This is a genomic window from Geodermatophilus sp. SYSU D01105, from assembly GCF_054050095.1.
Genome location: NZ_JBJGYR010000015.1, coordinates 94,795 through 119,911, shown reverse-complemented (window position 1 = coordinate 119,911; position 25,117 = coordinate 94,795). Strand labels below are relative to the sequence as shown.

Annotated in this window: 22 protein-coding genes; 15 read left to right on the top strand and 7 right to left on the bottom strand. The window is 75.0% G+C overall.

Translation table 11 applies throughout. The features are described 5' to 3' along the window. The first annotated feature begins 18 nt into the window (after window positions 1-18). The 5 genes from ACI79I_RS15680 to ACI79I_RS15660 all read left to right on the top strand — a co-directional run bounded on the left by ACI79I_RS15680 (window position 19) and on the right by ACI79I_RS15660 (window position 5,478). The gene (locus tag ACI79I_RS15680; protein WP_456993244.1) at window positions 19-1,485 is read left to right on the top strand and encodes an MFS transporter; all 1,467 of its coding nucleotides are present in this window, start codon (window positions 19-21) and stop codon (window positions 1,483-1,485) included. Window positions 1,486-1,504: 19 nt separating this feature from the next. After that, on the top strand, window positions 1,505-2,389 hold the full coding sequence (locus tag ACI79I_RS15675) for an alpha/beta fold hydrolase (protein ID WP_456993243.1): 885 nt from the start codon (window positions 1,505-1,507) through the stop codon (window positions 2,387-2,389). A 9-nt stretch (window positions 2,390-2,398) separates the two neighbouring features. Continuing rightward, window positions 2,399-3,922 carry an acetyl-CoA hydrolase/transferase family protein gene (locus ACI79I_RS15670; protein ID WP_456993242.1) on the top strand — a complete coding sequence of 508 codons (1,524 nt, stop codon included), beginning with the start codon at window positions 2,399-2,401 and terminating at the stop codon, window positions 3,920-3,922. A gap of 79 nt (window positions 3,923-4,001) precedes the next feature. Continuing rightward, a complete protein-coding gene (locus ACI79I_RS15665) occupies window positions 4,002-4,541 on the top strand; it encodes a putative immunity protein (protein ID WP_456993241.1) in 540 nt (179 codons plus the stop codon). 73 nt (window positions 4,542-4,614) lie between these two features. Beyond that, a complete protein-coding gene (locus tag ACI79I_RS15660) occupies window positions 4,615-5,478 on the top strand; it encodes a hypothetical protein (protein WP_456993240.1) in 864 nt (287 codons plus the stop codon). Window positions 5,479-5,520: 42 nt separating this feature from the next. Here the strand turns inward: ACI79I_RS15660 and ACI79I_RS15655 are convergent, their stop codons facing one another. The 3 genes from ACI79I_RS15655 to ACI79I_RS15645 all read right to left on the bottom strand — a co-directional run bounded on the left by ACI79I_RS15655 (window position 5,521) and on the right by ACI79I_RS15645 (window position 7,907). Further along, the gene (locus ACI79I_RS15655; protein WP_456993239.1) at window positions 5,521-6,120 is read right to left on the bottom strand and encodes a YceI family protein; all 600 of its coding nucleotides are present in this window, start codon (window positions 6,118-6,120) and stop codon (window positions 5,521-5,523) included. 76 nt (window positions 6,121-6,196) lie between these two features. After that, on the bottom strand, window positions 6,197-7,057 hold the full coding sequence (locus ACI79I_RS15650) for an amidohydrolase family protein (RefSeq protein WP_456945227.1): 861 nt from the start codon (window positions 7,055-7,057) through the stop codon (window positions 6,197-6,199). Between the two features lies 1 nt (window position 7,058). Continuing rightward, complete coding sequence (locus ACI79I_RS15645) at window positions 7,059-7,907, bottom strand: PaaX family transcriptional regulator (RefSeq protein WP_456993238.1); 849 nt, start codon at window positions 7,905-7,907, stop codon at window positions 7,059-7,061. Window positions 7,908-8,033: 126 nt separating this feature from the next. On the opposite strand from ACI79I_RS15645, the gene boxC reads away from it, so the two are divergent. The 6 genes from boxC to ACI79I_RS15615 all read left to right on the top strand — a co-directional run bounded on the left by boxC (window position 8,034) and on the right by ACI79I_RS15615 (window position 15,729). Next, window positions 8,034-9,755 (top strand): 2,3-epoxybenzoyl-CoA dihydrolase, encoded by a 1,722-nt coding sequence (boxC, locus tag ACI79I_RS15640; protein WP_456993237.1) that lies wholly within the window; start codon window positions 8,034-8,036, stop codon window positions 9,753-9,755. Between the two features lie 5 nt (window positions 9,756-9,760). Continuing rightward, the gene (boxB, locus tag ACI79I_RS15635) at window positions 9,761-11,242 is read left to right on the top strand and encodes a benzoyl-CoA 2,3-epoxidase subunit BoxB (protein WP_456993236.1); all 1,482 of its coding nucleotides are present in this window, start codon (window positions 9,761-9,763) and stop codon (window positions 11,240-11,242) included. 72 nt (window positions 11,243-11,314) lie between these two features. Then, window positions 11,315-13,036, top strand: a complete 1,722-nt coding sequence (locus tag ACI79I_RS15630) for a benzoate-CoA ligase family protein (protein WP_456993235.1) — start codon at window positions 11,315-11,317, stop codon at window positions 13,034-13,036. 2 nt (window positions 13,037-13,038) lie between these two features. Next, the gene (locus ACI79I_RS15625; protein ID WP_456993234.1) at window positions 13,039-13,962 is read left to right on the top strand and encodes an LLM class flavin-dependent oxidoreductase; all 924 of its coding nucleotides are present in this window, start codon (window positions 13,039-13,041) and stop codon (window positions 13,960-13,962) included. Between the two features lie 51 nt (window positions 13,963-14,013). Further along, on the top strand, window positions 14,014-14,415 hold the full coding sequence (locus tag ACI79I_RS15620) for a hypothetical protein (RefSeq protein WP_456993233.1): 402 nt from the start codon (window positions 14,014-14,016) through the stop codon (window positions 14,413-14,415). Window positions 14,416-14,439: 24 nt separating this feature from the next. After that, window positions 14,440-15,729, top strand: coding sequence for an ANTAR domain-containing protein (locus ACI79I_RS15615; protein ID WP_456993232.1), 1,290 nt, complete (start codon window positions 14,440-14,442; stop codon window positions 15,727-15,729). Between the two features lie 9 nt (window positions 15,730-15,738). Here the strand turns inward: ACI79I_RS15615 and ACI79I_RS15610 are convergent, their stop codons facing one another. Further along, complete coding sequence (locus ACI79I_RS15610) at window positions 15,739-17,763, bottom strand: CheR family methyltransferase (RefSeq protein WP_456993231.1); 2,025 nt, start codon at window positions 17,761-17,763, stop codon at window positions 15,739-15,741. A 4-nt stretch (window positions 17,764-17,767) separates the two neighbouring features. Continuing rightward, window positions 17,768-18,799: a chemotaxis protein CheB gene (locus ACI79I_RS15605; RefSeq protein ID WP_456993230.1), complete on the bottom strand. Its 1,032-nt coding sequence runs from the start codon at window positions 18,797-18,799 to the stop codon at window positions 17,768-17,770. A gap of 241 nt (window positions 18,800-19,040) precedes the next feature. Between ACI79I_RS15605 and ACI79I_RS15600 the strand changes: the two genes are divergently transcribed. Then, window positions 19,041-19,442: an STAS domain-containing protein gene (locus ACI79I_RS15600; protein ID WP_456993229.1), complete on the top strand. Its 402-nt coding sequence runs from the start codon at window positions 19,041-19,043 to the stop codon at window positions 19,440-19,442. A gap of 120 nt (window positions 19,443-19,562) precedes the next feature. Then, window positions 19,563-20,390, top strand: a complete 828-nt coding sequence (locus ACI79I_RS15595) for an IclR family transcriptional regulator domain-containing protein (RefSeq protein WP_456993228.1) — start codon at window positions 19,563-19,565, stop codon at window positions 20,388-20,390. 29 nt (window positions 20,391-20,419) lie between these two features. Here the strand turns inward: ACI79I_RS15595 and ACI79I_RS15590 are convergent, their stop codons facing one another. Beyond that, on the bottom strand, window positions 20,420-20,974 hold the full coding sequence (locus ACI79I_RS15590) for a flavin reductase family protein (RefSeq protein WP_456993227.1): 555 nt from the start codon (window positions 20,972-20,974) through the stop codon (window positions 20,420-20,422). 403 nt (window positions 20,975-21,377) lie between these two features. On the opposite strand from ACI79I_RS15590, the gene ACI79I_RS15585 reads away from it, so the two are divergent. Beyond that, window positions 21,378-22,184, top strand: a complete 807-nt coding sequence (locus ACI79I_RS15585; protein ID WP_456993226.1) for an alpha/beta fold hydrolase — start codon at window positions 21,378-21,380, stop codon at window positions 22,182-22,184. A gap of 177 nt (window positions 22,185-22,361) precedes the next feature. On the opposite strand, the gene ACI79I_RS15580 is transcribed toward ACI79I_RS15585, so the two are convergent. Further along, window positions 22,362-23,555, bottom strand: coding sequence for an acyl-CoA dehydrogenase family protein (locus ACI79I_RS15580; RefSeq protein ID WP_456993225.1), 1,194 nt, complete (start codon window positions 23,553-23,555; stop codon window positions 22,362-22,364). A 269-nt stretch (window positions 23,556-23,824) separates the two neighbouring features. On the opposite strand from ACI79I_RS15580, the gene larA reads away from it, so the two are divergent. Then, on the top strand, window positions 23,825-25,114 hold the full coding sequence (gene larA / locus ACI79I_RS15575; RefSeq protein WP_456993224.1) for a nickel-dependent lactate racemase: 1,290 nt from the start codon (window positions 23,825-23,827) through the stop codon (window positions 25,112-25,114). The last annotated feature ends 3 nt before the right edge of the window (window positions 25,115-25,117 follow it).

The following is a 25,117-nucleotide window of genomic DNA, read 5'->3' as shown; positions in this document are numbered from 1 at the left end:
GAGGACCCGACCACCGGCGTGGTCGGGTCCTCGACCGCTGTCGGCGGCCGGACCGCGGGGCGGCGGGCGGCGCAGCGCTCGCCGCGGGTACTCGTGCCCGTCCTGGTGCTGCTGGCCACCGTCGTGGCGGCCACCAGCAGCGTCGGCGTCCCGCTGGTCCCGGCCGTCGCGGCGCTGTACGACGTGCCGCTGCACGTCGCGCAGTGGGTGGTCACCCTGCCCCTGCTCGTCGGGGCCGTGGCCACGCCGGTCACCGGGCGGCTCGCCGACGGCCCGCACCGGCGGACGGTCGTCCTGGCCGCGCTGGGTCTGGTCGTGGCCGGCGGTGTGCTGACCGCGCTGCCGCTGTCCATCGGCTGGCTGCTGGCCGGGCGGGTGCTGCAGGGCTTCGGCCTCGGGCTCATGCCGCTGCTCATCGCCACCGCCCGCGACGCGCTGCCCGGGGACCGCTCCCGGAAGACCATCGGCGCCCTCTCCATCACCGTCGTCTCGGGGGTGGGGCTGGGCTACCCGCTGGCCGGGCTGGTGGCCGAGCTGGGCGGGGTGCGGGCGTCCTTCTGGGCGGCCACCGGCATCTGCGCGTTCGCCCTCGTCGCGGCGGCCCTCGTGCTGCCGCCGCCGTCGCCGACGCCGGCTCGGCGCTTCGACGTCCCCGGCGCCCTGCTGCTGTGCGCGGGCCTGGGCGGGGCGGTCCTGGCGCTGAGCGAGGGCGAGACGTGGGGCTGGTCCTCGCCCCGGCTGCTCGCGGTGGCCGGCGGGTCGCTGCTGGCGATGGCGGCGTGGGTCGCCGTGGCGCTGCGCGTGCGGGCCCCGCTGATCGACCTCCGGCTGGCCCGCGGGCGGCTGCCCGCCACCGGGCACGCCGCGATGTTCCTCATGGGGACGGCGAACTACCTGGTGCTCAGCTCGGTGACGCTGCTCGCCCAGGCCCCGGTGGGCACCGGCTACGGGTTCGGCGCGTCGGTCCTCGTGGCCGGCCTGGTCCTGCTGCCGTTCTCCCTGGCTGGGATGGGAGCCGGGCCGCTGTCCCGGCGGCTCGCCGACCGGGCCGGGGTGCGGGCGGTCCTGCCGCTGTGCGCCCTCGTCCTGGGCGCGGCGAGCCTCGGGTTCGGGCTGCTGCGCGGGTCCCTGTGGGAGCTGTTCGTGGTGATGGGGGTCGCCGGGCTGGGCGTGAGCGGTGCGTTCGCCGCCGCCCCGGGCCTGGTCGTCGCCGCCGTGCCGCCGTCGGAGACCGGCAGCGCCATGGCGCTGAACCAGGTGCTGCGCTACGCCGGGTTCTGCGTCGGCAGCGCGCTCTCCGCCGCGATCCTGAACGCGGCCACCCCGGCGGGACAGACCCTCCCCGCCGCCGGCGGCTACACGGTCATCGGGCTGGTCGCCTGCGGCGTCTGCCTGCTGACCGCGGTGCTGACCTGGGTGCTGCCGGGCCGGGCCGGCCGGGGTGACGGACGTGCCGGTGCGGTCCCGGGCTCCCCCGGCCGTTGACCCCCAGCGAGGAGTGCCCGTGTCCCAGACCGTCGTCCCCGACGCCGCCGAGGCGGCGCCGGGGTGGTTCACCTCCGCCGTCGCCGCGCTCCCCGAGCACCGGGACGTCGAGGTCGACGGCGCGCGGGTGCACTACCGCGCCTGGGGCGCCCCCGGGCGACCGGGGCTGGTGCTGGTCCACGGCGGGGCGGCGCACTCCGGGTGGTGGGACCACGTGGCGCCGCTGCTGCCCACCCACCGGGTGGTCGCCCCCGACCTGAGCGGTCACGGGGACAGCGACCGCCGGGCGGGGTACGGCACGGCGCGGTGGGCGCGGGAGGTGCTCGCGGTCGCGTCCGCCGAGGGCCTGCACCGCCCGGTCGTGCTGGGCCACAGCATGGGCGGCTGGGTGGCGCTGACCGTCGGCGTCGAGCACGGGGACGCCGTCGCCGGCGTCGCGGTCATCGACTCCCCGCTGGACCGGCAGCCGCCCGAGGAGCAGGACCTGCGCGAGCAGCCGCGGGCGCACCGGGTGCACCCCGACCTCGAGGCCGCGCTCGCCCGCTTCCGGACCCTCCCCCCGCAGGACGACTGCCTCCCCTGCGTCCGCGCGCACGTGGCGCGGGGCTCGCTGCGGCCGGTCGAGGGCGGGTGGACGTGGAAGTTCGACCCGGGCTTCTTCGGCAACCGCCCCCTGGTACGGCAGCTGCTCCCCCGGCTGGCGGCGCCGGCCGCGCTGTTCCGGTGCGAGAAGGGCCTGGTCACCCGGGAGATGGCCGCCGAGATGGTCGCGCTCGCGCCCGGTCCCCTGCCGGTCGTCGAGCTGCCGCAGGCCGGGCACCACCCGATGCTCGACCAGCCCCTGGCGCTGGTGAGCGCCGTCCGCACGCTGCTCGCCGTCTGGCCGCCGGCCCGGTCCGCGTAGCCTCGGACCATGGCGCAGTCGGGCCGCATCCGGCACGCGGGCCTGGCCCGCAAGGTCGTCTCGGCGGAGGCCGCCGCCGAGCACATCCGGCACGGGGACACCGTCGGCATGAGCGGCTTCACCGGCGCCGGCTACCCGAAGGCCGTGCCGCAGGCCCTGGCCCGGGAGATCTCCACGGCGCACGAGACCGGCCGGCCCTTCCGGGTGAACGTGTGGACCGGCGCCTCCACCGCCCCCGAGCTCGACGGCGCGCTGGCCGCCGCGGACGGCATCGAGCTGCGGCTGCCCTACCAGTCCGACCCGGTCAGCCGGGAGAAGATCAACGCCGGGCTCATGGAGTACATCGACGTGCACCTGTCGCACGTCGCGCAGATGGCGTGGGAGGGGTTCCTCGGCCCGCTCGACGTCGCCGTCGTCGAGGTCAGCGGCATCACGCCCGACGGCCACCTGGTGCCCTCCTCGTCGGTCGGGAACAACAAGACCTGGCTGGACCGGGCCGAGCGCGTGGTCCTCGAGGTCAACTCCCGGCAGAGCCCCGCGCTCGAGGGGATGCACGACGTCTACTACGGCACCGCGCTCCCCCCGGCCCGCCGGCCGATCCAGCTGCTGCGCCCCGACGACCGGATCGGCGTGCCGTACCTGCGCTGCCCCGAGGAGAAGGTGGTCGCGGTCGTCGAGACCGACGCCCCCGACCGCAACACCCCCTTCACGCCGGCCGACGCCGCCTCGCGGGCCATCGCCGGGCACATCGTCGAGTTCCTCGAGCACGAGGTGGCCCGCGGCCGGGTCCCGCGCGAGCTGCTGCCGCTGCAGTCGGGCGTCGGCAACGTTGCCAACGCCGTCATGGCCGAGCTGGGGAGCTCGTCGTTCGAGGGGCTGACCGCCTACACCGAGGTCATCCAGGACGGCATGCTCGACCTGCTGTGCTCCGGCCGCATGGTGTCGGCCTCGGCCACGGCGTTCTCGCTGAGCCCGGAGGGGGCGGCCCGGTTCGACGCCGAGGCGCAGCGCCTCCGCGAGCGGATCGTGCTGCGGCCGCAGGAGATCAGCAACCACCCCGAGATCGTCCGGCGGCTCGGCGTCCTGGCGATGAACGGGCTGATCGAGGCCGACATCTACGGCAACGTCAACTCCACGCACGTGATGGGCAGCCGCATCCAGAACGGCATCGGGGGTTCGGGCGACTTCGCCCGCAACGCCTACATCTCCTTCTTCATGACCCCCTCGACGGCCAAGGGCGGGGCCATCTCGGCGATCGTGCCGATGGTCAGCCACGTCGACCACACCGAGCACGACGTGCACGTGATCGTCACCGAGCAGGGCCTGGCCGACCTGCGCGGCCTGGCGCCGCGGCGGCGGGCGGAGCTGGTCATCGAGAAGTGCGCGCACCCGGACTACCGGCCGCTGCTGCGGGACTACGTCCAGCGGGCGCTGCACGGCGCCCCCGGGCGGCACACCCCCCACCTGCTCGACGAGGCGCTGAGCTGGCACACCCGCTTCCTGACCGAGGGCTCGATGATGCCGCCCCGCTGAGGGCGCGCGCCGCGTGACACCGGGCCGCGGCGCCCGGCGTGGCGTGGCGGCGGACCGCGGTGCGGGGAGGATCGGGTCCGTGACGACGGTCGTCGGGGACTTCGAGCTGACCATGGACGAGCTGCGGGTCGTCGCACGGTTCGTGGCGGAGAGCGCAGAGGGTCTCCTCCCCGTGTTCGAGGACGCCGTCCCGGGCGACGGCCGCCCGCGCGCCGCCGTCGACGCCGCCTGGGCGTTCGTCCACGGCGCCCGGAGGACCAGGCTCCAACGGGTCGCCGCGGTGGACGCCCACCGCGCGGCGAGGGAGGCGAGGACCGAGGTCGCGCGACTGGCCGCGCGCTCCGCTGGGGACGCCGCCTCTGCCGCGTACCTCCACCCGATCGCGCAGGCGGGGCAGGTCGGCCACATCCTGCGTGCTGCCGCGAGTGCCGCGCGGGTCGCCGAGGTGACCGCCGGGGACGATCCCGCGGTCGGGGACGCGCTGATCGAGCAGGCGTGGCAACGCGCCACTCCGGTCCTGGTCGACGTCCTGCGCCGGTACCCCCCGGCGCGAGCCGCTGGGAACCGCCTCGCGCAGCTCATGGGCACGCTGGACGCCGCGTTGCGGGCTGCCCGCTGAGGGATCGCACCCGGTCGGTCGCTCAGGGCCACCGGCTCTTGTCCGTGGTCTCGGTCAGGGGAACGCTCGGCGCATGGAGGGGTCCGACGAGCGGGCCGCCCAGCGGCGCGAGCCGGGCGAGCGGGCACGCCCGGGGCGCGAGCGCGGTTCCGCCGAGCAGGCCGCCGAGCGCCTCCGGCAGGACGTCCGGCGGCTCCAGGAGCGGCTGAGCCGAGGCGCCGAGGCGCTGGCCGTCACCGAGAGCGGCGTCGCCGCCACGCACCTCACCCTGGCCGAACGGGCCCTGCGCGAGGGTCGCCTGGACGATGCGCGGCTGCTGTTGAGCGAGGCCGCGGCGGCGCTGCGGGCCGTCGAGCACGAGCGGCTGCGGGCCGATCGCTGGCCGGGAGACCCCGCGCCCGGAGTTCCGGACGTGGCGAGCGGCGAGCACTGGCGGATCGCCGCCGACCGGGCGCGGGAGGATGCGGCCCGGCGCACCGAGCAGGCCGCCCGCCGGCGGGACGAGGCGGCCCGCCGCCGCGAGCAGGCTGCCCAGCACCGCGACGAGGTGGCCGCCGAACGGGACCAGCAGGCCGCGGCGCGCGCCCTGGCCGCGAGCCGCCGGGAGGACGCCGCCGACGAGCGCGCGGCCGAACAGGCGCGGTGGGCGGACCGGGCGGCCGCGGCGGCCGGCGGGGGGCCGCTCGAGACGGGCGAGCAGCGGGCCATCGACCGCGAGGTCCAGGCGAGCTACCGGGCATGGGCCGAGGACGACCGGGCGCGGGCCGCGGCCGACCGAGCGGCCGACGCGGCCGATCGGCTGGCCGCGGAGCGGGACCGGGTCGCGGCGGGACAGGACCGGGAGGCAGCCCGCGCCGACCGGGAGCAGGACAGCCGCGACCGAGCGGCGAGAGCGGACCCCGACCGGGCCCGTGGTGCCGCCCCTCCGCCCCCGTGAGACCGATCTACAGCGGCGGCCGGCCCGTTCCCGCGGCTCCCGTCAGGCGGTGCGGACGGCGGAGACGTCGAACTCGATCTGGATGCGGTCGCTGACCAGCACGCCACCGGTGTCCAGCGGGGTGTTCCAGGTCAGGCCCCAGTCGCTGCGCTTGATGGCCAGGGCGCCCTCGAAGCCCACGCGGGTGTTGCCGAAGGGGTCCTTGGCCGAACCGGTCAGGGTGAAGTCGACCGAGACCGGGTGGGTGACGTCGCGGATGGTGAGGTCGCCGGTGACCGTGTAGACGTCGTCCTCGATCTGCTCGACGTCGGTGGAGGTGAAGACGATCTCCGGATAGGTCTCGACGTCGAGGAAGTCCGCCGAGCGCAGGTGCGCGTCCCGGTCGGGCTGCCCGGTGTCGACGGTCGCCGTCTTGATGCGCAGCGTCACCCAGCTCGCCGGCGGGTTCGCCGCGTCCAGGTGCGCCCGGCCGGAGAACTCGCCGAACGACCCGCGCACCGTCGTCACCATGGCGTGCCGGGCACGGATGCCGATGCGCGTGTGCGCGGCGTCGACCTCGTAGTCGCCGGTGACGTCGACGAGCGCGCTGGTCGCCGCGTCGAAGTCGGTGGGGTCCGCGTCAGGTGCCCGGTGCTTGCCCACGGCCGACCACTCCTCTCCCCCGGTACATCCGCTCCATCCTGACCGATGCCCGACGGGCGGACGACCCGGGGTCCGGTCAGGGGGCCCGGAGCCCGGCGTAGACCCGCAGCGCGTTCTGCCCGAGGACCAGCGGGACGACGTCCTCGGGCAGGCCCAGCGAGGCGACGGCGCGGGCGTTGGCCGCCTGCCCGGGGACGCCGGGCCAGTCGGTGCCGTAGATCCACTTCCGCGCCAGCCGGGCGAGGTCGAACCGGGCGTAGTACTCCGGCAGCCGCTTCGGTGGCAGCCCGGACAGCTCGATCCAGACGTTGGGCCGGGAGACCGCCAGGAAGGCGGCGGCGTCGTACCACCAGCCGCGGCCGCCGTGGGCCAGCACCACCTGCAGGTCGGGGAAGTCGCGCAGGACGGCGTCGAGCAGCTGCGGGTCGGCGTAGGCGTTGGTCGACCCCGGGAAGCTGCTGGTGCCGCAGTGCACGACCAGCGGGACGCCGCGCTCCACCAGGACGGCGTAGGCCGGGTACATCGCCGCGTCGTCAGCACGGAAGCCGCCGTGCACGGGGTGGATCTTCAGCGCGGCCGCGCCGAGGTCGAGCTGGCGGGTGAGCTCCCGGGCGATCGGGAAGTGCAGGTGCGGGTTGACGTTGGCCACCGGCCGGAACCGCCGCGGGTCCTGCTCGACCAGTGGCAGCAGGTCGTCGAAGAGCTGGTAGCCGGTCGCCTTGGGGCTGTACTCGCAGAACAGCAGCGCGACGTCGACCCCCTCCTCGGCGAAGAGCCGGTCCAGGGCCGCGGGGTCGGGGCTGCCGTCGGCGCGCCAGACCTCCTCCAGCAGGCCGGGCCGGCCGAACTGCCGGGCCCAGTCCAGCCACGCCGGGGCCAGCGTGGCCAGGTGGGGCACGTGGACGTGGGCGTCCACCAGGACGTGACCGTCGAGCACGTCAGCGATCCTGCCCCGCCAGCTCGCGCCAGGCCGCCTGCGCCCGCGGCGCCCAGGCTGCGTGCCGCTCGCGGAAGACCTCTGCCGCCCGGTTGCCGCTCCACCGCGGCGGCAGCAGCTCCCGCGGCAGGCCGGGGTCCAGCAGCGGGAAGCGCCGCCACTCCTGGACCAGCCGGACCTGCGCGACCAGGGCCTGCCGGCCGGTCCGCGGACGCCGGCGGCCCACCAGCTCGAGGAAGTCCTCGTAGCGGCGCTCGATGGCGTCGAGGTCCCAGGCGGTGCGGGCCAGCGCGCGCTCGTCGCCCACCTGCCCGGCGGTGGCCACGAACGACCAGCTGCCGGAGAGCAGGTCCAGCTCCTCGAGGACGCCGCGCACCTCGCCCTCGCGGTCGGTCCACGGGGTCACCCAGGTGGTGGCGTTCACCACGCCCAGCCCCGCCCAGCCCAGCCGGGTGCGCAGCCGCTGGCGCAGCGGCCGGTTGTTCTCCGGGACGGCGGCGCTCACCAGCAGCCACCGGCCGTCCCACGGCCGCCCGTCGGCGGCGAACCCGTAGATCCGCTCGGTGCCCTCCCGCAGCAGCCGGGTCCCGGCGTCGGTGAGGCTCCAGCGCGTCTCCCGGCCGACCCGGCCGGCCTCGATCCAGCCGCTGTCGGCGGTGCGCATGATGGCCTGGCGGGCCGCCTTCTCGGCGACGTCGAGCTCGGCGAGGAGGTCGATCAGCGTCGCCGTCCAGACCGGCGTCGCGCGGGGCAGCACGAACTCGCCCAGCACGGTGAGCAGCAGGCTGCGGGCGCTGGCGGCACCCAGCTCCTGGCGCCGGGTGACGACCGGCCCCTCGGCGACCTCCACGCGCCCATCGTGGCACCGGACGACGCCCGGATCTACACGCACGACGCCTCTTGTGCCCGGTCGTGTAGCACGTCAGGATGTGTGACGCCCGCCACTCCGGCCGCCCGGTCGACCCCTGGAGGACGCGTGACGACCCTCGACGAACGCCCGGCCGCCGGCGCCGACGGGGGTCCCGACCCCGCCGCCCCGACCGAGGTCTCCTTCGACACCTCACCCGAGCGGTACCGGCACTGGACGCTGTCGGTCGACGGCGAGATCGCCACGCTGACCCTCGACGTCGCCGAGGACGGCGGGATCGTCCCGGGCTATGAGCTGAAGATGAACAGCTACGACCTCGGCGTCGACATCGAACTGCACGACGCGGTGCAGCGGATCCGCTTCGAGCACCCCGAGGTCCGCGCGGTCGTGGTCACCAGCGGCAAGGAGCGGATGTTCTGCGCCGGGGCCAACATCAAGATGCTCGCCGCCTCCCCGCACAGCTGGAAGGTGAACTTCTGCAAGTTCACCAACGAGACCCGCAACGGCATCGAGGACGCGTCGGCCTCCTCCGGCCTGCCCTTCCTCGCTGCGGTCAACGGCAGCGCGGCCGGCGGCGGCTACGAGCTCGCGCTCGCCTGCGACCAGATCCTGCTCGTCGACGACAACTCCTCGGCGGTGTCGCTGCCCGAGGTGCCGCTGCTGGGCGTCCTCCCCGGCACCGGCGGGCTCACCCGCGTGGTCGACAAGCGCGGCGTCCGCCGCGACCTCGCCGACGTCTTCGCCACCACGGCCGAGGGCGTCCGCGGCGAGCGCGCGGTCACCTGGCGGCTGGTCGACGCCGTCGCCAAGGCGCGGGACTTCCCCGGCGAGGTGGCCCGCCGCGCGGCCGAGCTGGCCGCCGGCTCGTCCCGGCCCGGCGCCGGCGCGGCCGGTGTCGCGCTGACGCCGCTGCGCCGCGAGGTCGACGGGGACACCACCCGCTACGAGCACGTGCGGGTGGTCCTCGACCGGGACGCCGGCACGGCCGCGATCACGGTGCTCGGGCCGGACGCCGTCCCGGGCAGCGTCGCGGAGCTGCAGGAGCAGGGCGACGCCGCCTGGCTGCTGGCCACCACCCGCGAGCTCGACGACGCGGTGCTGCGGCTGCGCACCAACGAGCTGGCGATCGGCACCTGGCTGCTGCGCACCGAGGGCGACTTCGCCACGGCGGCCGCCCACGACCAGTTCCTGCTGGCCTCCCGCGACCACTGGCTGGTCACCGAGACCATCGCCTTCTACCGGCGCACGCTCAAGCGGCTCGACACCACCTCGCGCAGCCTGTTCGCGTTGGTCGAACCGGGGTCCTGCTTCGCCGGCGCCCTCGCCGAGATCGCCCTCGCGGCCGACCGGCAGTACATGCTCGAGGGGCGGTTCGAGGACGACGACGACCCGGCGCCGCCCGCCGCGATCCGGCTGGACGCGTTCAACACCGGGCTGCTGCCGATGGGCAACGGGCTCACCCGCCTGCAGGTCCGCTTCCTCGGCAGCGCCGACGAGCTCGCCGCCGCGGAGGCCGCCGTCGGCCGGGACCTGCTCGCCGCCGACGCCGGAGCGCTCGGCCTGGTCACCAGCACGCCCGACGACATCGACTGGGACGACGAGATCCGGCTGGCCGTCGAGGAGCGGGCGAGCTTCTCCCCCGACGCGCTCACCGGCATGGAGGCCAACCTCCGCTTCGCCGGCCGGGAGACCCCCGAGACGAAGGTCTTCGGCCGGCTCACCGCCTGGCAGAACTGGATCTTCCAGCGGCCCAACGCCGCTGGCCCCGAGGGCGCCCTGCGCCGCTACGGCACCGGCCAGCGGGCCGACTACGACAGGAAGCGGGTCTGAGCACGATGACCGCCACCGAATCGACGCCGTCGACCGGCACCGTCACCGGCGACGCCCCCACCCCCACCGGGCCGCTGTCGACCATCGACTACAGCGAACGCATCCCCAACAACGTGGACCTGGCCGGCAACCGCAAGCTGCAGCGGGCACTGGAGGGCTGGCAGCCGAAGTTCCTCGACTGGTGGAAGACCCTCGGCCCGTCGATCCCCACCCATGACGTCTACCTGCGCACGGCGATCGCCGTCGGCCGCGACGGCTGGGCGCACTTCGACCGGGTGCCGATGGAGCAGTACCGCTGGGGCATCTTCCTCGCCGAGCGCGACCCCGACCGGACCATCGGGTTCGGCCGGCACAAGGGCGAGCCGGCCTGGCAGGAGGTGCCGGGTGAGTACCGCGCGGACCTGCGCCGGCTGATCGTCATCCAGGGCGACACCGAGCCGGCCTCGGTCGAGCAGCAGCGCCACCTCGGCATGACCGCGCCGTCCCTGTACGACATGCGCAACCTCTTCCAGGTCAACGTCGAGGAGGGCCGTCACCTCTGGGCGATGGTCTACCTGCTGCACGCCTACTTCGGCCGCGACGGCCGCGAGGAGGCCGAGCAGCTGCTCGAGCGGAACTCCGGGGACTACGACTCGCCGCGGATCCTCAGCACCTTCAACGAAGAGACCACCGACTGGCTGTCGTTCTTCATGTTCACGTACTTCACCGACCGGGACGGGAAGTACCAGCTCGGCACGCTCAAGGAGAGCGGCTTCGACCCGCTGGCGCGCACCTGCACCTTCATGCTCAAGGAGGAGGCGCACCACATGTTCGTCGGGACGACCGGCGTGCAGCGCACCGTGCAGCGGACCGCCGAGCTGATGAAGGAGCACGGCACCGACGACGTCTGGGAGCACGGCGGCATCCCGCTGTCGGTGATCCAGAAGTACCTCAACCAGCACTACTCGCTGTCGCTGGACCTGTTCGGCTCGGAGGTCTCCTCCAACGCGGCGTCCTACTTCACCGCCGGGCTCAAGGGCCGGTGGATGGAGAGCCGTCGCAAGGACGACCACGTCCTCACCGACCTCACCATGGACGTCCCGGTCATCGAGGACGGCGTCATGACGACGCGGACCGTCCCGATGCTCACCGCCCTCAACCTCGACCTGCGCAACGAGTACGCCGACGACTGCCGGGCGGGGGTCAAGCGCTGGAACGGCGAGCTGGAGAAGGCGGGCCTGGAGCCCACGCTCTACCTGCCGCACCAGGGGTTCTCCCGCAAGGTCGGCGCGTTCGCCGGGCACTTCGTGACCCCGTCCGGCGAGATCGTCGACGAGGCGACCTGGACCGCGCGGGCCGACGAGTGGCTGCCGACGGCGGAGGACCGGGCGCGGGTGGCCGAGCTGATGGTCGCCCACCACGAGCCGGGCGAGTTCGCCGGCTGGATCTCCCCGCCCTCGGTCGGCATCAACCAGCTGCCGGTCGAGTACGACTACGTGCGGTTCTGACCGACCCGCGCCCCTTGCCCCCCTTCCCCCCGCGATCATGAAGAGCGGGGAGCGACGCGCCGGGTGGAGCCGGTGCGTCGCTCCCCCGACTTCATGATCGCCGCGGGGGACGAGCAGAGAGGAGCCGCCGTGGCCGTCCTCGACACCGCTGCCCTGCCGGGTGTCGTCCCGCCCGGACCGGAGCCGTTCAACGCCGCCGAGTGGCTGGTCACCCGGCACGCGCGGGCCACCCCGCACCGGCGGGCCATCACCGCGATCGACCTCGACGGCAGCGTCCGCACCGTGAGCTACGGCGAGCTCGACGAGGCGGTCACCGCGTTCGCCGCGGCGCTGCTCGCCTCCGGCGTCCGCCCCGAGGAGCGCCTGCTGCTGTGCATGGGCGACAGCCCGGAGCTGGTCACGGCCTTCCTGGCCGGGCTCAAGGTGGGCGCCGTCCCGGTGCCGGTCAGCACGATGCTCACCGCCAAGGACATCGCCGTCCTCGCCCGCGACAGCCGCGCCCGGCTGGTCGCGCTCAGCTCGGAGTTCGCCGGCCTCGCCCCCGCGGTCGGCGGCCTGCGCGACCTCGCCGACGTCGTCGTCCTGACCGGTGAGCCACTCCCCGAGGTCACCGGCGCCCGCGTGCGCAGCTGGGCGGAGTTCCTCGCCGCCGGGACAGGAGCGCTCGAGCAGGCCGCCGAGCCCTATCCCACGGTGGCCGACTCGCCCGCCTTCTGGCTCTACACCTCGGGCACCACCGGCATGCCCAAGGGGGCGATGCACCGGCACGGCTCGCTGCGGGACACCGCCGAGACCTACGCCCGCGACGTGCTGGCCATCGGCCCGGACGACGTGACCTTCTCGGTGGCCAAGTTCTTCTTCGCCTACGGCCTGGGCAACAGCCTGACCTTCCCGTTCTCGGTCGGGGCGAGCACCGTCCTGGACCGCGCGCGGCCCAACCCGGCGAGCACGCTGCGGGTCCTGCAGGAGCACCGGCCGACCCTGTTCTTCGGCGGGCCGACCTACTACGCCGCACTGATGGCCGCCGGCCTGCCCCCGGACGCGTTCGCCGGGGTCCGGGCCTGCGTCTCCGCCGGCGAGGCGTTCCCCGCCGCGCTGTTCGAGCGGTTCACCGGCGCGTTCGGCGTCGAGATGCTCGACGGCATCGGGTCCACGGAGATGCTGCACATCTTCATCAGCGGCCGCCCGGGGCGGACCCGGGCCGGGACCACCGGCGAGATCGTCGCCGGGTACGAGGCGAGGATCGTCGACGACGACGGCGTCCCGGTCGCCGACGGCACCCCCGGCCACCTCTACGTCCGGGGCAGCTCGGCGGCCACCGGCTACTGGCAGCGCACCGAGGTCACCCGGCGGGTCTTCCAGGGGCCGTGGGTCCGTACCGGGGACACCTACGTGCGCAGCGCCGACGGCTACTACTCCTCGCTCGGCCGCACCGACGACATCATCAAGGCCGGCGGGATCTGGGTCTCCCCCACCGAGGTCGAGGAGCGGCTGCGCCAGCACCCCGACGTCCACCAGGCCGTGGTGGTGTCGATCCCGGACGCCGACGGCCTGGACAAGCCGGTCGCCTGCGTCGTCCTCCTGCCGGGCGCGGCCACCACCGCCGAGGACCTGGTCGCCTTCTGCCGCGAGGGGCTGGCCGCCTTCAAGCGACCGCGGCACGTGCTGGTGTTCCCCGAGCTGCCGACCACCGCGACGGGCAAGCTGCAGCGCTTCCGGGTCCGCGAGCTGGCTCTCGACCGGCTCAGTGGCGCGGCGCGGTCGGACGACGTCAGCAGCGTGGGGCAGGCCTGAGCGTGCGGGTCGTCCTCACCCTCGGCGGCGACCAGACCGCCGTCGCCGCCGAGGCCCGGGCCGCCGAGGACGCCGGCTACGACGGCGTGGCCACCGGTGAGCACCTGTTCTTCCACGGCCCGGTGGCCAACGGCTTCGTCGTGCTCGCCGCGGCGGCCGGCGCGACCAGCCGCATCCGGCTGCTCAGCTCGCTCACCGTGCTGCCCCTCTACCCCGCGGCGCTGGCGGCGAAGCTGGCCACCACCCTCGACCGGGTCAGCGGCGGCCGCTTCGACCTCGGCGTGGGCGTGGGCGGTGAGCACCCGCCGGAGTTCGAGGCCGCCGGCACCGACGTGGCGCAGCGGGGGGCGCGGGCCGACGAGGCACTGGAGCTGCTCCGGGCGCTGTGGGCCGGCGGCCCGGTCGACTTCACCGGACGGTTCACCCGCGTGCCCGGCCTCGCCCTCGACCCCGGGCCGGTGCAGCCCGGCGGGCCGCCGGTCTGGCTGGGCGGACGGCGGCCGGCGGCCATCCGCCGGGCCGGCCGGTTCGGGGACGTGTGGATGCCGTACATGTACACGCCGGAGCAGCTCGCTCGCAGCCTCGCGGAGGTGCGGGAGGCGGCGGAGGCCGCGGGCCGGGACCCGGCCGCGGTGCGTGGCGCGGTGTTCTGCTGGGGCGGCGTCGGCGAGGACCCGGCCCGGTCCCGGCAGCAGGTGGTCGACACCGTGAGCGCGGTCTACCAGCAGGACTTCTCCCCGCTGGCCGACCGCTACCTGCTGCACGGCGACCCCGACCGGGTCGCGACCCGGGCCCGCGAGTACGCCGACGCCGGGGCCGGGACGCTGGTCTTCTCACCCGTCGGCGAGGGCGCCGCGCGGCAGGAGGTGGTCGACCTGTTCACCGCGCGGGTCCTGCCCCGACTGCAGCGGGCACCGGAGACGTAGCCGCGCGCCGGTGTCTGGGCGACACGCCCTGGCCGGGTGGAGGATGGGGTCATGGACGTCGACGACCCCGGGCGTCGCGCGGCCATCCGGGCGAAGGAGGCGGCACGTCGCGCCCGGGAGCTGGGCGAACGGCTGGCCCGCATGGACCCCGCGCGCCCGTCCTCCGACGACGACGTCCGGTTCGCGAGGGAGCGGGCCGAGGAGGCCGCCGAGCACGCCGAGCGGGCCCTGCGCCGCGCCGCCTCCGGCCACGAGCGAGCAGCACTGAGCCACGAGGCGGCCGCCGAGGCGCACGAGGAGGCCGCGGCGCGGGGCACGGGGGACCCCGAGGAACACCGCCGCCGCGCGGCCGAGCACCGGCGGCAGGCGGCGGAGGACCACGCCAGCGCCGCCGAGCACGGCACCCACCCGCCGGTCGGCTCCCGCACGCCCCCGCCCGACCGGGGGCAGTGAGTCCCCCCGACCCGAGGAGCTCCCGTGAGCCGCACCACCGACGACGGGTCGCGCCGCACGGATGCGCTGCACGCCGACGAGGCCCTGAGCACGCTGGCCGACGTACAGGTGGCGCACGAGGAGCTGCGGGTGGCCGAGGAGGAGCTGCGTGCGCAGCAGGAGCAGATCGAGCACCTGCTGACCCGCTACGAGTCCGAGCGCCGCTGGCGCAGCCAGCTCTCCGGCCTGGTCCCCGTCGCGCTGTGCACCACCGACGGTGCCGGCGCGCTGGTCGACGTCAACTCGGCGCTGGCTGCCCACGTGCAGGTGCCGCCGCAGCGGCTGCGCGGCAAGCCGCTGAGCCTCTACCTCGACCCCGCTGACAGCACCGCCTTCCGGTCCGCGGTGCGCGCCCTGTCGACCGGGACGGCGACCGAGCAGCGCCTGCGGGTCCGGGTCCGCGGCCGCCGGGACTCCCACACCCCGGCCGACCTCTTCGGCTTCACCGACACCGCGGCCGGCCAGACCGCGCAGACCCGGCTGCAGTGGGTGCTCGTCCCCGTGCAGGACCCCGCGGCCGGGTCCCGCGCCGGCGGCTCCACGCCGGAGCTCACCGCCACGGAGTCCCTCGGGCTGGCGGCCGCGCTCTCCGAGCTGTCCACCCTGTCGATCGGCGACGACGACCGGCAACGCCTCCTCGGCCGCATGGCCGTCCTCGTGCGCAGCGCCGTCCCGGCCGCGGACTCGGTGAGCATCACGGTGGGGTCGCCGCTGGACCCGCAGCAGCTGAGCAGCGACTCGGCGACCGCGCAGGCCTTCGACGGCCTGCAGATGCAGGCCGCGGAGGGCCCGTGCTGGGATGCCCACCTCACCGGCACGGTGGTGTTGTGCCCCGACGTCACCACCGACGAGCGGTGGCCCACCCTGGCCCGCCTGGCGCCGGGCGACGTCCGCAGCGTCGTGGCCCTCCCCCTCCGGGAGGGCGAGCAGCCGGTGGGTGTGGTCAACGTGTACTCGTCCGCCGCCGGCGCCTTCGGCCCCGACAGCTGCCGGATCGCCGAGCTCGTGGCCGCGGCCGTCGGCGGCGTCCTGCAGAGCGTCGCCGAGCGGGAGGCGCTGCGGGACCTCGCCGCCAACCTGGAGAAGGCGCTGACCTCGCGGGCGGTCATCGACCAGGCCAAGGGGGTCCTCATGGCCCGCTTCGGGGTGGACGCCGACGACGCCTTCGCCCGCCTGGTGACCCTGAGCAACCGGCTCAACGTCAAGCTGCGCGACCTCGCCCACCTGGTCGTCGAGGGCCACGCCGGTGAGGTGATCGCGGCCCTCGAGCGCTGAGGGCGTCGATCAGGCGATCGGGTCCATGAGGACCACGGCGCCGCGGCGCTCCCCCGGCGTCTCGCTGAACGGGGTGACGGTGACCCGGACCCGCACCGGCCGGCCGCGCCGGTTCACCCCGTCGACCTCCACCGTGTCGACCTCCACCGCGTCCTGCCCGTCCGCCTGGTCGGACACCTGCCGGCGGAGCAACGGGTGCAGCGGCGCCATGGGCAGGCCCGAGTCCAGGTTGAGCAGGTACCGGCCCCGCACCTCGTCCTCGCGGAGACCCCAGAGGTCCTCGGCGGCGGCGTTCCACACCAGCACGCGCAGGTCGGTGTCCACCACGGCCACCCCCGCGCGGAAGCTGCTCAGCACGCCGTTCATGAACCGGTTGACCGCTCCCACCTCGTCGGTGCTGGCCCGCAGCTCCTCGTTGGTGGAGTGGAGCTCGTCGTTCATCGACTGGAGCTCCTCGTTCATCGTCTCCAGTTCCTCGTTGGTCGACTGGAGCTCCTCGTTGGTGGTCTCCAGCTCCTCGACCGTCGACTGGAGCTCCTCGTTGGTGGTCTCCAGCTCCTCGTTGGCCGACTGCAGCTCCTCGTAGGCGGTCTCCAGCTGCCGGTTGGCGAACTCCAGCTCCCGCTGCAGCCGCCGGTAGCGGGTGACGTCCTCGAAGACGACCGTCGTCCCCAGCAGCCCGCCGTCCTCGCGGAGGATGGGGACGATCTGGACGTCGAAGAGCACCGGCTCCTGCCCCGGCCGCCGCCGCTCCACCCCGCGGACCCACAGCGGACGGCGCTGCTGCACCGCCTCCGCGATCGAGGAGCGCAGCTCCACCGGCCGGTAGGAGATCTCCAGGTCCTGGAAGGGCCGGCCGACGTCGCGCTGGTCGATGCCGAACACCCGCTCCGCCTGCCGGTTGACCATGGCCAGCCGGCCCTCGGCGTCGATGGCCAGCTGGGCAGCCGGCCCGGAGAGCATCGCCTCCCGCCGGAGCCGTGACAGGTCCTCCCCGGCGGGGTCGGGGACCGTCCGGACGGTCGGGACCTGGGGACGGCGTTCCGGCCCCGGGCCCCCGTCGCGCTTGCGGAAGAACCGGCGGGTGAGGTCGACCGGGCTGAACAGCTGGTTGTGGGAGAGGAGCATCTCGGCCTTGCCGAGGAACAGCAGGCCGGTGGGGTTGAGCGCGTAGTGCAGCCGGCCCAGGATCCGCCCCTGTGTCTCGGCGGTGAAGTACATCAGGGTGTTCCGGCACAGCAGCAGGTCGATGTGCGAGATCGGCGCGTCCTGCACCAGGTCGTTGCGGCCGAAGATCACCGAGCGCCGCAGGTCCTTGCGGAAGGCGTACCGGCTGCCCTCGACCGTGAAGTACCCCCGGACCTGGGCCGGGGTGAGGCCGGCCATCTCCCGTTCGGTGAACAGGGCCTGGCGGGCGGCGGCGAGCGCGTCCTCGTCGACGTCGGTGGCGTAGATCTTCACCCGCTCGCGGAACCGCTCGACCCCCAGCGCGTCGGCGAGCAGGATCGCCAGGCTGTAGGCCTCCTGCCCCGAGGCGCAGCCGGCGCTCCACACCCGGATCCTCGGCCCGCACGCGGCCAGCAGCCCGGGCAGCAGGTCGTCCCGGAGGTGGTCCCAGGCCGCCCGGTCGCGGAAGAAGCTCGTGACGTTGATCAGGATGGTGTTGAACAGCGGCGTGAACTCGTCCGGGTGGACCTCGAGGTGGTCCTGGTACTCGGCGAAGGAGTCGACGCCGACCTCGGCCATGCGCCGCCGGACCCGCCGGACCAGGCTCGGGCGCTTGTAGCCGGTGAAGTCGAAGCCCCGGCGCTCGCGCAGGTGGACCAGGAGCGCCTCGAAGTCCGGATCGGATCCCGCGGCCGCCTCACCGGGCGACTCCTCCAGCGCGTCGTCGGCCAGCGCGTCGTCGTTCAGCAGCCCGTCCTCCAGCACGCCGTCGCCGGGCACGCCGTCGCCGGAGGGGCCGGCCGGTTGCCCCGGGGCGGCGCCGTCGGCGTCCTCCGCCGGGTGCCGCCCACCGGTCCGTGCGTCCATGAGGTCAGGCCTCGCTGATCTCGTCGGGCAGTGCGGAGGTGCTCAGCTCACCCCGGTGCAGCAACCGCCGCAGCAGCGCGGCGGCGTCCTGCGCCTCGTCGTGCCGTTGCCGGAAGCGCAGTGCGCTGTGGCGGTGGCCGCGCTCCTCGGCGCGCCGGCCCATGTGCAGGCTGAGCGCGGCCCGCTCCTCCAGGCCGCGCAGCGCCATCCACAGGGCGCTCTCCAGGGCCTGTGTCTGTTCCTCGGCCAGCGCCTCGGGCGACCAGGCGTGGCCCACCCGGCAGCGGTAGCGCTCCATGACGCCCTCGGTGATCGTGAAGAGCGCCCCGTGGCAGCTCGGGCAGCCGAAGCCGGAGGGGACGCCGGGTCGGTCCACGTCCTCGAAGGCGTCGCCGTCGAGTTCGGCCATCGCGGTCTCCGTCTCCATGAGCTCGGTCGGTGGCTGCACGTCGTCCACCTCCACCTCCTCGGTCACCAGCCGGCCGAGCAGCGCGCCCATCTCCGCGACCGGCACCGCGTACTCGGCACCGGCGACCTCCAGCGCGTGCTGGGGCATGCTGGCGTACATCGCGTCGGCGGGGTGCTGCACCACGCCCACGCCGCCGCGCGCCCGGATGGACACCATGCCCGCCGTCCCGTCGTCGAGGGCGCCGGAGAGCACCACCCCGACCACGCGCGGGCCGGCGGCCCGGGCCGTCGAGCGGAACAGGACGTCCACCGCCGGGCGGTGCCCGTTCTCGCGCGGGCCCCGGGTCAGCGCGACCCGGTCGCCGACCACCATCAGGTGGTGGTCGGGCACGCAGACGGTGACCGTCCCGTGCTCGAGGGGAGCGTCCTGGCGGGCCGCGCGCACCGGCAGCGTGGCCACGCGGTCGAGGACCTCGGGCAGGGCGCTGCGGGCGCTCGCGGGCATGTGCAGGACCACCAGCACGGCGGCGGGCAGGCCGGCGGGGAGGCCGGCCAGCAGTTCGCGCAGCGCCTCCACCCCACCCGCGGAGGCCCCGATCACCACGAGGTCACGCCGTGTCGCCGCCACCTGGCCACCATCCCGTCGTACCGCCGACCAGCCGTCCGCAGTCCGCGGCGTCATCCCCGCAACGGTAGTGGCCCCACCACCGGGAGACAGGACCGCGCTCCGCGGCGCTCGGGCGCGTCGTCCCCACTTCTGGTACCGTCCGGTTTCGGTCGAAGCTCCGGCCGGACCGCGCACACAGCGAGGTGCCGCGGCGTCCGGAGCTCCCGCCGCCCGGCGCCCTCGCCAGGGGGATGTCTCGCGCATGCAGCCGCACACCCGGTTCGACGGCTTCCCACGCTCCCTGCTGGTCTCGGTGGACCTGCGCGCCGGGCGCGTGCACCTCGAGGGCGACCTCGACCGCACCTGCGCGCACCACCTGCTCGACGCCCTCGCGGCGCTCGGCCTGACGCCGCACCCGGTGTGGCGCGTCGACACAGCCGGGATCTCCTTCTGCGACGTGGCCGGCGTGCGGGCGCTGGCCCGGGCCGCCGTCCTGGCGTACGGCCGCGGTCGCACGGTCCGGGTGGAGGGCTCCTCCCCCTTCCTGACCCACCTCCTCGACCTCACCGGCCTGGCGCACCTGGTGGCTGCCGACGACCTCCGGCACCCGGTCGCGGCCGAGGGACCGCGCGTCGCCCGCCGGCGGTGCGTCACGCCGGCCTGAACCGGGCGCGCACCTCCCCCGTCGGGGTGGCCCCGGCCGGCGGAACGGCGCGGACGGGCACGCGTTCCCGCTCCCGTCGATATCGTCGGCCCGTCCTGCGTCGACGCGGAGGGGGAGCCGATGGCCGGACGGGGTACCGGGCCGGACTTCGTGGAGGCCCTCGCACGGGGTCTCGACGTCATCGCCGCGTTCAGCGCGGACCGCCCGACGATGACGCTGACCGAGGTCGCCACCGCGACCGGGCTGGCCCGTCCCACCGCGCGCCGGCTGCTGCTGACCCTCGAGGAGATGGGCTTCGTCCGCACCTCCGGCGGCGCCTTCCAGCTCACTCCGCGCGTGCTCAGCCTCGGCATGGCCTACGTCAGCTCGCTGGGACTCTGGGACATCGCGCGGCCGCACCTCGAGGCGCTGGTCGCGAGGACGGGCGAGTCGTCGTCCATGGCCCAGCTCGACGGCTCCGACATCGTCTACGTCGCCCGGGTGTCGGTGCCGAGGATCATCACCCTGCGGGTCGAGATCGGCACCCGCTTCCCCGCCGTCCGCACCTCGCAGGGCAAGGTGCTGCTCGCCGCACTCGCCCCCGACGAGCTCGACGCCGTGCTCGCCGAGCCCAGCCGCGCCGGGCTCCCGCCGGCCCCCGACCCCTCCCCGGAGCAGCTCCGCGACGAGCTGGTGCGGGTCCGTGCCCGCGGCTGGGCGCTCGCCGACGAGGAGCTGGCCCCCGGCATCCGCTCGGTGGCCGTCCCGGTCCGGGACCGCACCGGCGCGGTCCGCGCGGCCATGAACGTCACCGTGCACGCCGCCGAGACCTCCACCGAGCGCCTGGTGCAGGAGCACCTGCCCCTGCTGCTCCGCACGGCCGGTGAGGTCAGCGCCGAGTGGGCGCTGTGGCAGTCCCGGCCGCACGTCGAGGTCGCCCGGGCACAGGAGGGTCCGGCGACCGCCTGAGCGCGGGCGGGGCACCCGGCGCGCGCCGCTCAGTCGGTCTCGAGCGCGGCGTGGGTCCCGAAGACCCGGCCGTGGTAGGTCAGCGGCCGGCCCTCGGTCGTCTCCGCCGCCACCACGGTGCCCAGCGCGACGACGTGGTCGCCGCCGTCCACCAGGGTGGCCACCTCGCACGCCAACCACCCGGGCGCGCCGGGCAGCCGGGGCAGGTCGGAGTCGATCTCCCACCGGACGCCGGAGAACTTGCCGGTGCCGCCCTTCTTGGCGAACGCCAGCGCGAGGTGCGACTGGTGCGCGCCGAGCACGTTGACCCCGAAGCGCCCGGACTCCCGGACGACGGCCAGCAGGTCCGAGCCGCGGTCGAGGGAGACCAGGACCATCGGCGGGTCCATCGACAGGGAGGCGAACGCGCTCACGGTCGTGCCGTGCGGCAGCCCGCCGGTCGTGCTGGTGATCACCGAGACCGGGGTGGGGACCCCGGCCATCACCTCGCGGAAGCGCGCCTGCAGCTCCGGGTCGACGGGCGGCTCGGCCGGCGGGGTGATCGTCTCCACGTGCGCGGCGGCGGGCTCGGCGGGCTGGGTCATCAGGAGGACCTCCGGGTGTCGTCGTCGGCGGGGCCGCGGCGGGACCGGCCGGCTCGCAGCCGTCCCCGTCCAGCGACGCCCACCGGAAGGCGGTGCGGGCGAGGTCCACGCCGGATCCGTGCTCGGTCGTCCCGGCCGGGCCGGCCCGCGGTCCACGGAGCGCCGAGCGGCCGCGGCCGGGCCGGGCGTCGTGGTCCCCGGAAGGGTGACAGCGGCCACACGCCGTGTCAACCGCAGGCCGTACACCTGTCCGCAGTCGCTCGACGAGGCCTGCGTGGCCGGTGGCACGGGCAGATCGGTCCTCCGCTGCGTGGAGTGCCCGTTGACAGCCGGACGTGTCATGCGTCACGGTCGCGGGCGAGGCGGACGACTGTCCGTTGCGGTTCTCGAGGAGGAGTTGAGCGTGAGCGTTCCGGGTGCTGGACCGACCCCGACCAGGCTGCCGATGGGCTCGGGGGAGATCAGCCTCTTCCGCCAGGGGTCGGGGCGCCCGGTCCTGTTCCTGCACGCCGCGGGTGGTGCGGGCAACTGGGAGCCGTTCCACGAGCGGATGGCGCAGTCGGTCGACCTGATCGCCCCCGACCACCCCGGCTTCGGCCGCAGCGACGAGCTCCCCGAGGTCGCCACCATGGCCGACCTCGTGCAGCACTACATCCGCCTGCTCGACGAGCTCGGCATCGACCGGCTCGACGTCGTCGGCGCGTCGTTCGGCGGCTGGACGGCAGCCGAGCTGGTGAGCACCATCCCCGACCGGGTCGAGCACCTGGTGCTGATGGCGCCGGCCGGCCTGGAGGTGCCGGAGGCGCCTCCGGCCGACCTGTTCTCCATGGCCCCGCCGGACCTGGTGCGCGCGCTGTTCTACGACGACGCGATGGTCGAGGCGGCCCTCTCCGCGCCGCCGACCCCGGAGCAGATCGCGCAGACGGAGAAGGACATGGCCGCCTTCGCCCGGTTCGCCCGCGACCCGTACCTGCACGACCCGGAGCTGCCCGCCCGGCTGCCGCGCATCACCTGCCCCACGCTGGTCATCGCCGCGGAGATCGACGTGATCATCCCGCGGGAGCACAGCGAGGCCTACGCCAAGGCGATCCCCGGCGCGGTGCTCCGCGACCTGCCGCGCACCCGGCACGGCCTGCACCACGAGCGGCCGGACGAGGTCGCCGAGGAGGTCCTCGGCTTCCTCCTGGGCTCGGACGCCGCCGGCCGGTGAGGTCGGCGGCCGGCGTCGGCTGACCTCCGCACACACGAGGGCGGGGCGGGATCGTCTCCCGCCCCGCCCTCGTCGCGTCCCGGCCCTGGCCGCGCCCCGCGCTCGTCGCGTCCCCGCCCCGGACGACGACGGCCGGACCGGGAGGGTGCCTCCCGGTCCGGCCGTCGCCGGTGTGGTTCAGCCCTGGGGCACGAGGTTCATGTACAGCCAGGTGTGGTCCGGCGCCAGGCCGGCCAGGTACTTCCCGCAGCCCTCGAGGACGTGCGGCGCGGACGTGACGTGCTGGGTGCCGGCGTGCATGTCGCGGAAGTACTGCTGCATCGGCCCGGTGCGCAGGGCGGCGGTGCCGGCGGCCTTGTAGACCTCGACGCTGATGGCCTCGGCCGTCCACGTGGCGTTGTACAGCGCCAGCCGCAGCTTGGTGCGCTGGTCGACGTCGAGCTCGCCGCCGTTCTCCAGGGTCTCGGTGGCGTCCCGCCACACCTCGTACACGAAGGCCCGGGCGGCGTGGTACTTGGCCTCGAGCTCGCCGTAGATCGCGTGGAAGCGGGGGTTCTCGGCCATCGACCCGGCGCGACCGGCCTTGGCGCGCACCGAGTCGGCGAGGTCGTCGAGCATGCGCCGCGCGAGGCCCAGCGCCCAACCGGAGTGCCCGATGAGCGCGAAGTGCATGATGCCGAGCTTGAAGATCCAGCCACCGCGCTCCGGCGTCTCGACCGGGCCGAGGTGGGTGAAGGTCTCCGGCACGAACACGTCGCGGATCTTGTAGTCGATGCTGCCGGTCGCCTTGAGACCCATGACGTCCCAGGTCTCGATCAGCTCGGCCTTCTCGACGGGCAGGACGAAGATCCGCGGCTGGCCGGTCTCCTCGATGATGCCCAGCGTGTGGATCCACTGGGAGTGCTTGATGCCGGAGGCGAAGCTCCAGTCACCGGAGAGCCGGAAGCCGTCGCCGTCGGTCACGGCTTTCCCGGGACGGGTGCCCTGACCGGCCACGACGGGGAGACGCTCACCGGAGAACATCTCCTTGACGGCCTCCTCGGAGAGGTAGGCGCCACCCGTGCCGATGGCCAGGGAGGCGGCCATCTGCACCCACGCGGTGGAGGGGTCGGCCGAGGCCAGTGCCTGGACGATCTCCAGGGAGGAGATCGGGTCGCACTCGGCGCCCCCGAGCTCGCGCGGGGTCCACATCCCGTAGAGGCCTGCCTCGTGCAGCGCGTCGTCGACGGCGTCGACGAGCTTGCCCGCGGCCTCGTTGGCGGGGGCGTTCTCCCGGACCAGCGACTGCATCGCGCGCGCCGCCGCCACGAGGTCGGCGGGCGACCGGCCGGCGGAGCGGCCGGTCGCCGTGTCGGATGCGGTCGTCGTCATGGTGGCTCCTGTTCTGCCGAGTCGGGCTCGGGCGGGTCGAGAGGGAGCGGCGCGTCAGGTGGCGCCCCGCTCGGCGCGACGTACATCTGTCCGTCTGCCGGACAACCATCCGTGGACAAGTGTTTGCCGGAACCTCGGCCTGTGTCAAGGGACACATCCTCCGGGTGGAAGGCGGGACCGGGCGGGCAGACTGGGGCCGTGACACTCCTCCCGGCGGCCGCGGCTCGGCCCGCCGTCGGCATACGGACTCCTGGACGGACGGCCTCTCGATGACCCTGACCTCCCCGGCCGACACGGTGTCCCTGGCCTACGGCCGCGGCACGGTCGAGGTCCCCCTCGCGCCCGGCGCCCTGGTCGTCACGCCCCACGACGACCCCGCGTTGACCGACCCCGCCGGGGCGCTGCGGGCCGCGCTGCGCGCTCCCCTCGGCGCTCCCCCGCTGGCCGCCCTGGTCCGCGACGGGATGTCCATCGCGGTGTCGGTCTGCGACGGCACCCGTGCCCAGCCGCGCGAGCCCGTGCTGCGCGCCCTGCTGGAGGAGATCGACGGGGCGGCCCGCGGCTGCGAGGTCACCGTCCTCGTCGCCACCGGGACCCACCGCGGCAACACCCCCGAGGAGCTCCGGGAGATGCTGGGCGAGGAGGTCGTCGCCCGCTGCGAGGTCGTCAACCACGACGCGCGGGACCGGGCCTCCCTCACCTTCGTCGGCACGGTCGGGGACGGCGTGCCGCTCTGGCTGAACTCGCGGTGGCTCGAGGCCGACCTGCGGATCACCACCGGCTTCGTCGAGCCGCACTTCTTCGCGGGCTTCAGCGGTGGCCCCAAGATGGTCGCGCCGGGCCTGGCCGGGCTGGACACGGTGATGGTGCTGCACGACGCCGCCCGGATCGGCAGCCCGCTGGCGACCTGGGGCGTGGTCGAGGACAACCCGGTGCACCGTGACATCCGGGCCTGCGCGGCCGCCGCGCCGCCGGACCTGGCCCTGGACGTGCTGCTCGACCGCGCGAAGCGGATCACCCACGTGGTCTGCGGCGAGCTGACCACGATGCACGCCCGCGCCTGCGAGCTGGCCCGCGCCGCCGCGATGCGCGCGGTGCCCGAGCCGATGGACGTCGTCGTGACGACCAACTCCGGCTTCCCGCTCGACCAGAACCTCTACCAGGCGGTGAAGGGCATGGCCGCCGCCGAGCGGGTGGTCCGCCCCGGCGGGACGGTCGTGGTCGCGGCCGAGTGCGCCGACGGGCTGCCCGCCCACGGCTCCTTCGCCGAGGTCCTGGGGTCGGCCCCGGACCCGGCCGGCCTGCTGGAGCTGATCGGCTCCCCGGGGTTCAGCGTGCCCGACCAGTGGCAGGTGCAGGTGCTGGCCCGGATCCTCGCCAGGGCGGAGGTGCAGCTGTTCTGCTCGGGCCTCCCGCCGGAGGAGGTGCGAGCCGCCCACCTGGTACCGGTGGACGACCTGTCCGCGGCGGTCACCGAGGCCGTGGAGCGGCACGGCCCCCGCGCCCGGGTCTGCTACCTCCCCGAGGGGCCGCAGACGATCCCCTACCTCGCCGGGTGACCC

Excerpts from the sequence above, each read along its gene's own strand:
- ACI79I_RS15670 (WP_456993242.1), top strand. The coding sequence starts at position 2,399 with ATGGCGCAGTCGGGCCGCATCCGGCACGCGGGCCTGGCCCGCAAGGTC.
- ACI79I_RS15660 (WP_456993240.1), top strand. The coding sequence starts at position 4,615 with ATGGAGGGGTCCGACGAGCGGGCCGCCCAGCGGCGCGAGCCGGGCGAG.
- boxB (WP_456993236.1), top strand. The coding sequence starts at position 9,761 with ATGACCGCCACCGAATCGACGCCGTCGACCGGCACCGTCACCGGCGAC.
- ACI79I_RS15620 (WP_456993233.1), top strand. The coding sequence starts at position 14,014 with ATGGACGTCGACGACCCCGGGCGTCGCGCGGCCATCCGGGCGAAGGAG.
- ACI79I_RS15610 (WP_456993231.1), bottom strand. The coding sequence starts at position 17,763 with ATGGACGCACGGACCGGTGGGCGGCACCCGGCGGAGGACGCCGACGGC.
- ACI79I_RS15600 (WP_456993229.1), top strand. The coding sequence starts at position 19,041 with ATGCAGCCGCACACCCGGTTCGACGGCTTCCCACGCTCCCTGCTGGTC.
- ACI79I_RS15595 (WP_456993228.1), top strand. The coding sequence starts at position 19,563 with ATGGCCGGACGGGGTACCGGGCCGGACTTCGTGGAGGCCCTCGCACGG.
- ACI79I_RS15590 (WP_456993227.1), bottom strand. The coding sequence starts at position 20,974 with ATGACCCAGCCCGCCGAGCCCGCCGCCGCGCACGTGGAGACGATCACC.
- ACI79I_RS15580 (WP_456993225.1), bottom strand. The coding sequence starts at position 23,555 with ATGACGACGACCGCATCCGACACGGCGACCGGCCGCTCCGCCGGCCGG.
- larA (WP_456993224.1), top strand. The coding sequence starts at position 23,825 with ATGACCCTGACCTCCCCGGCCGACACGGTGTCCCTGGCCTACGGCCGC.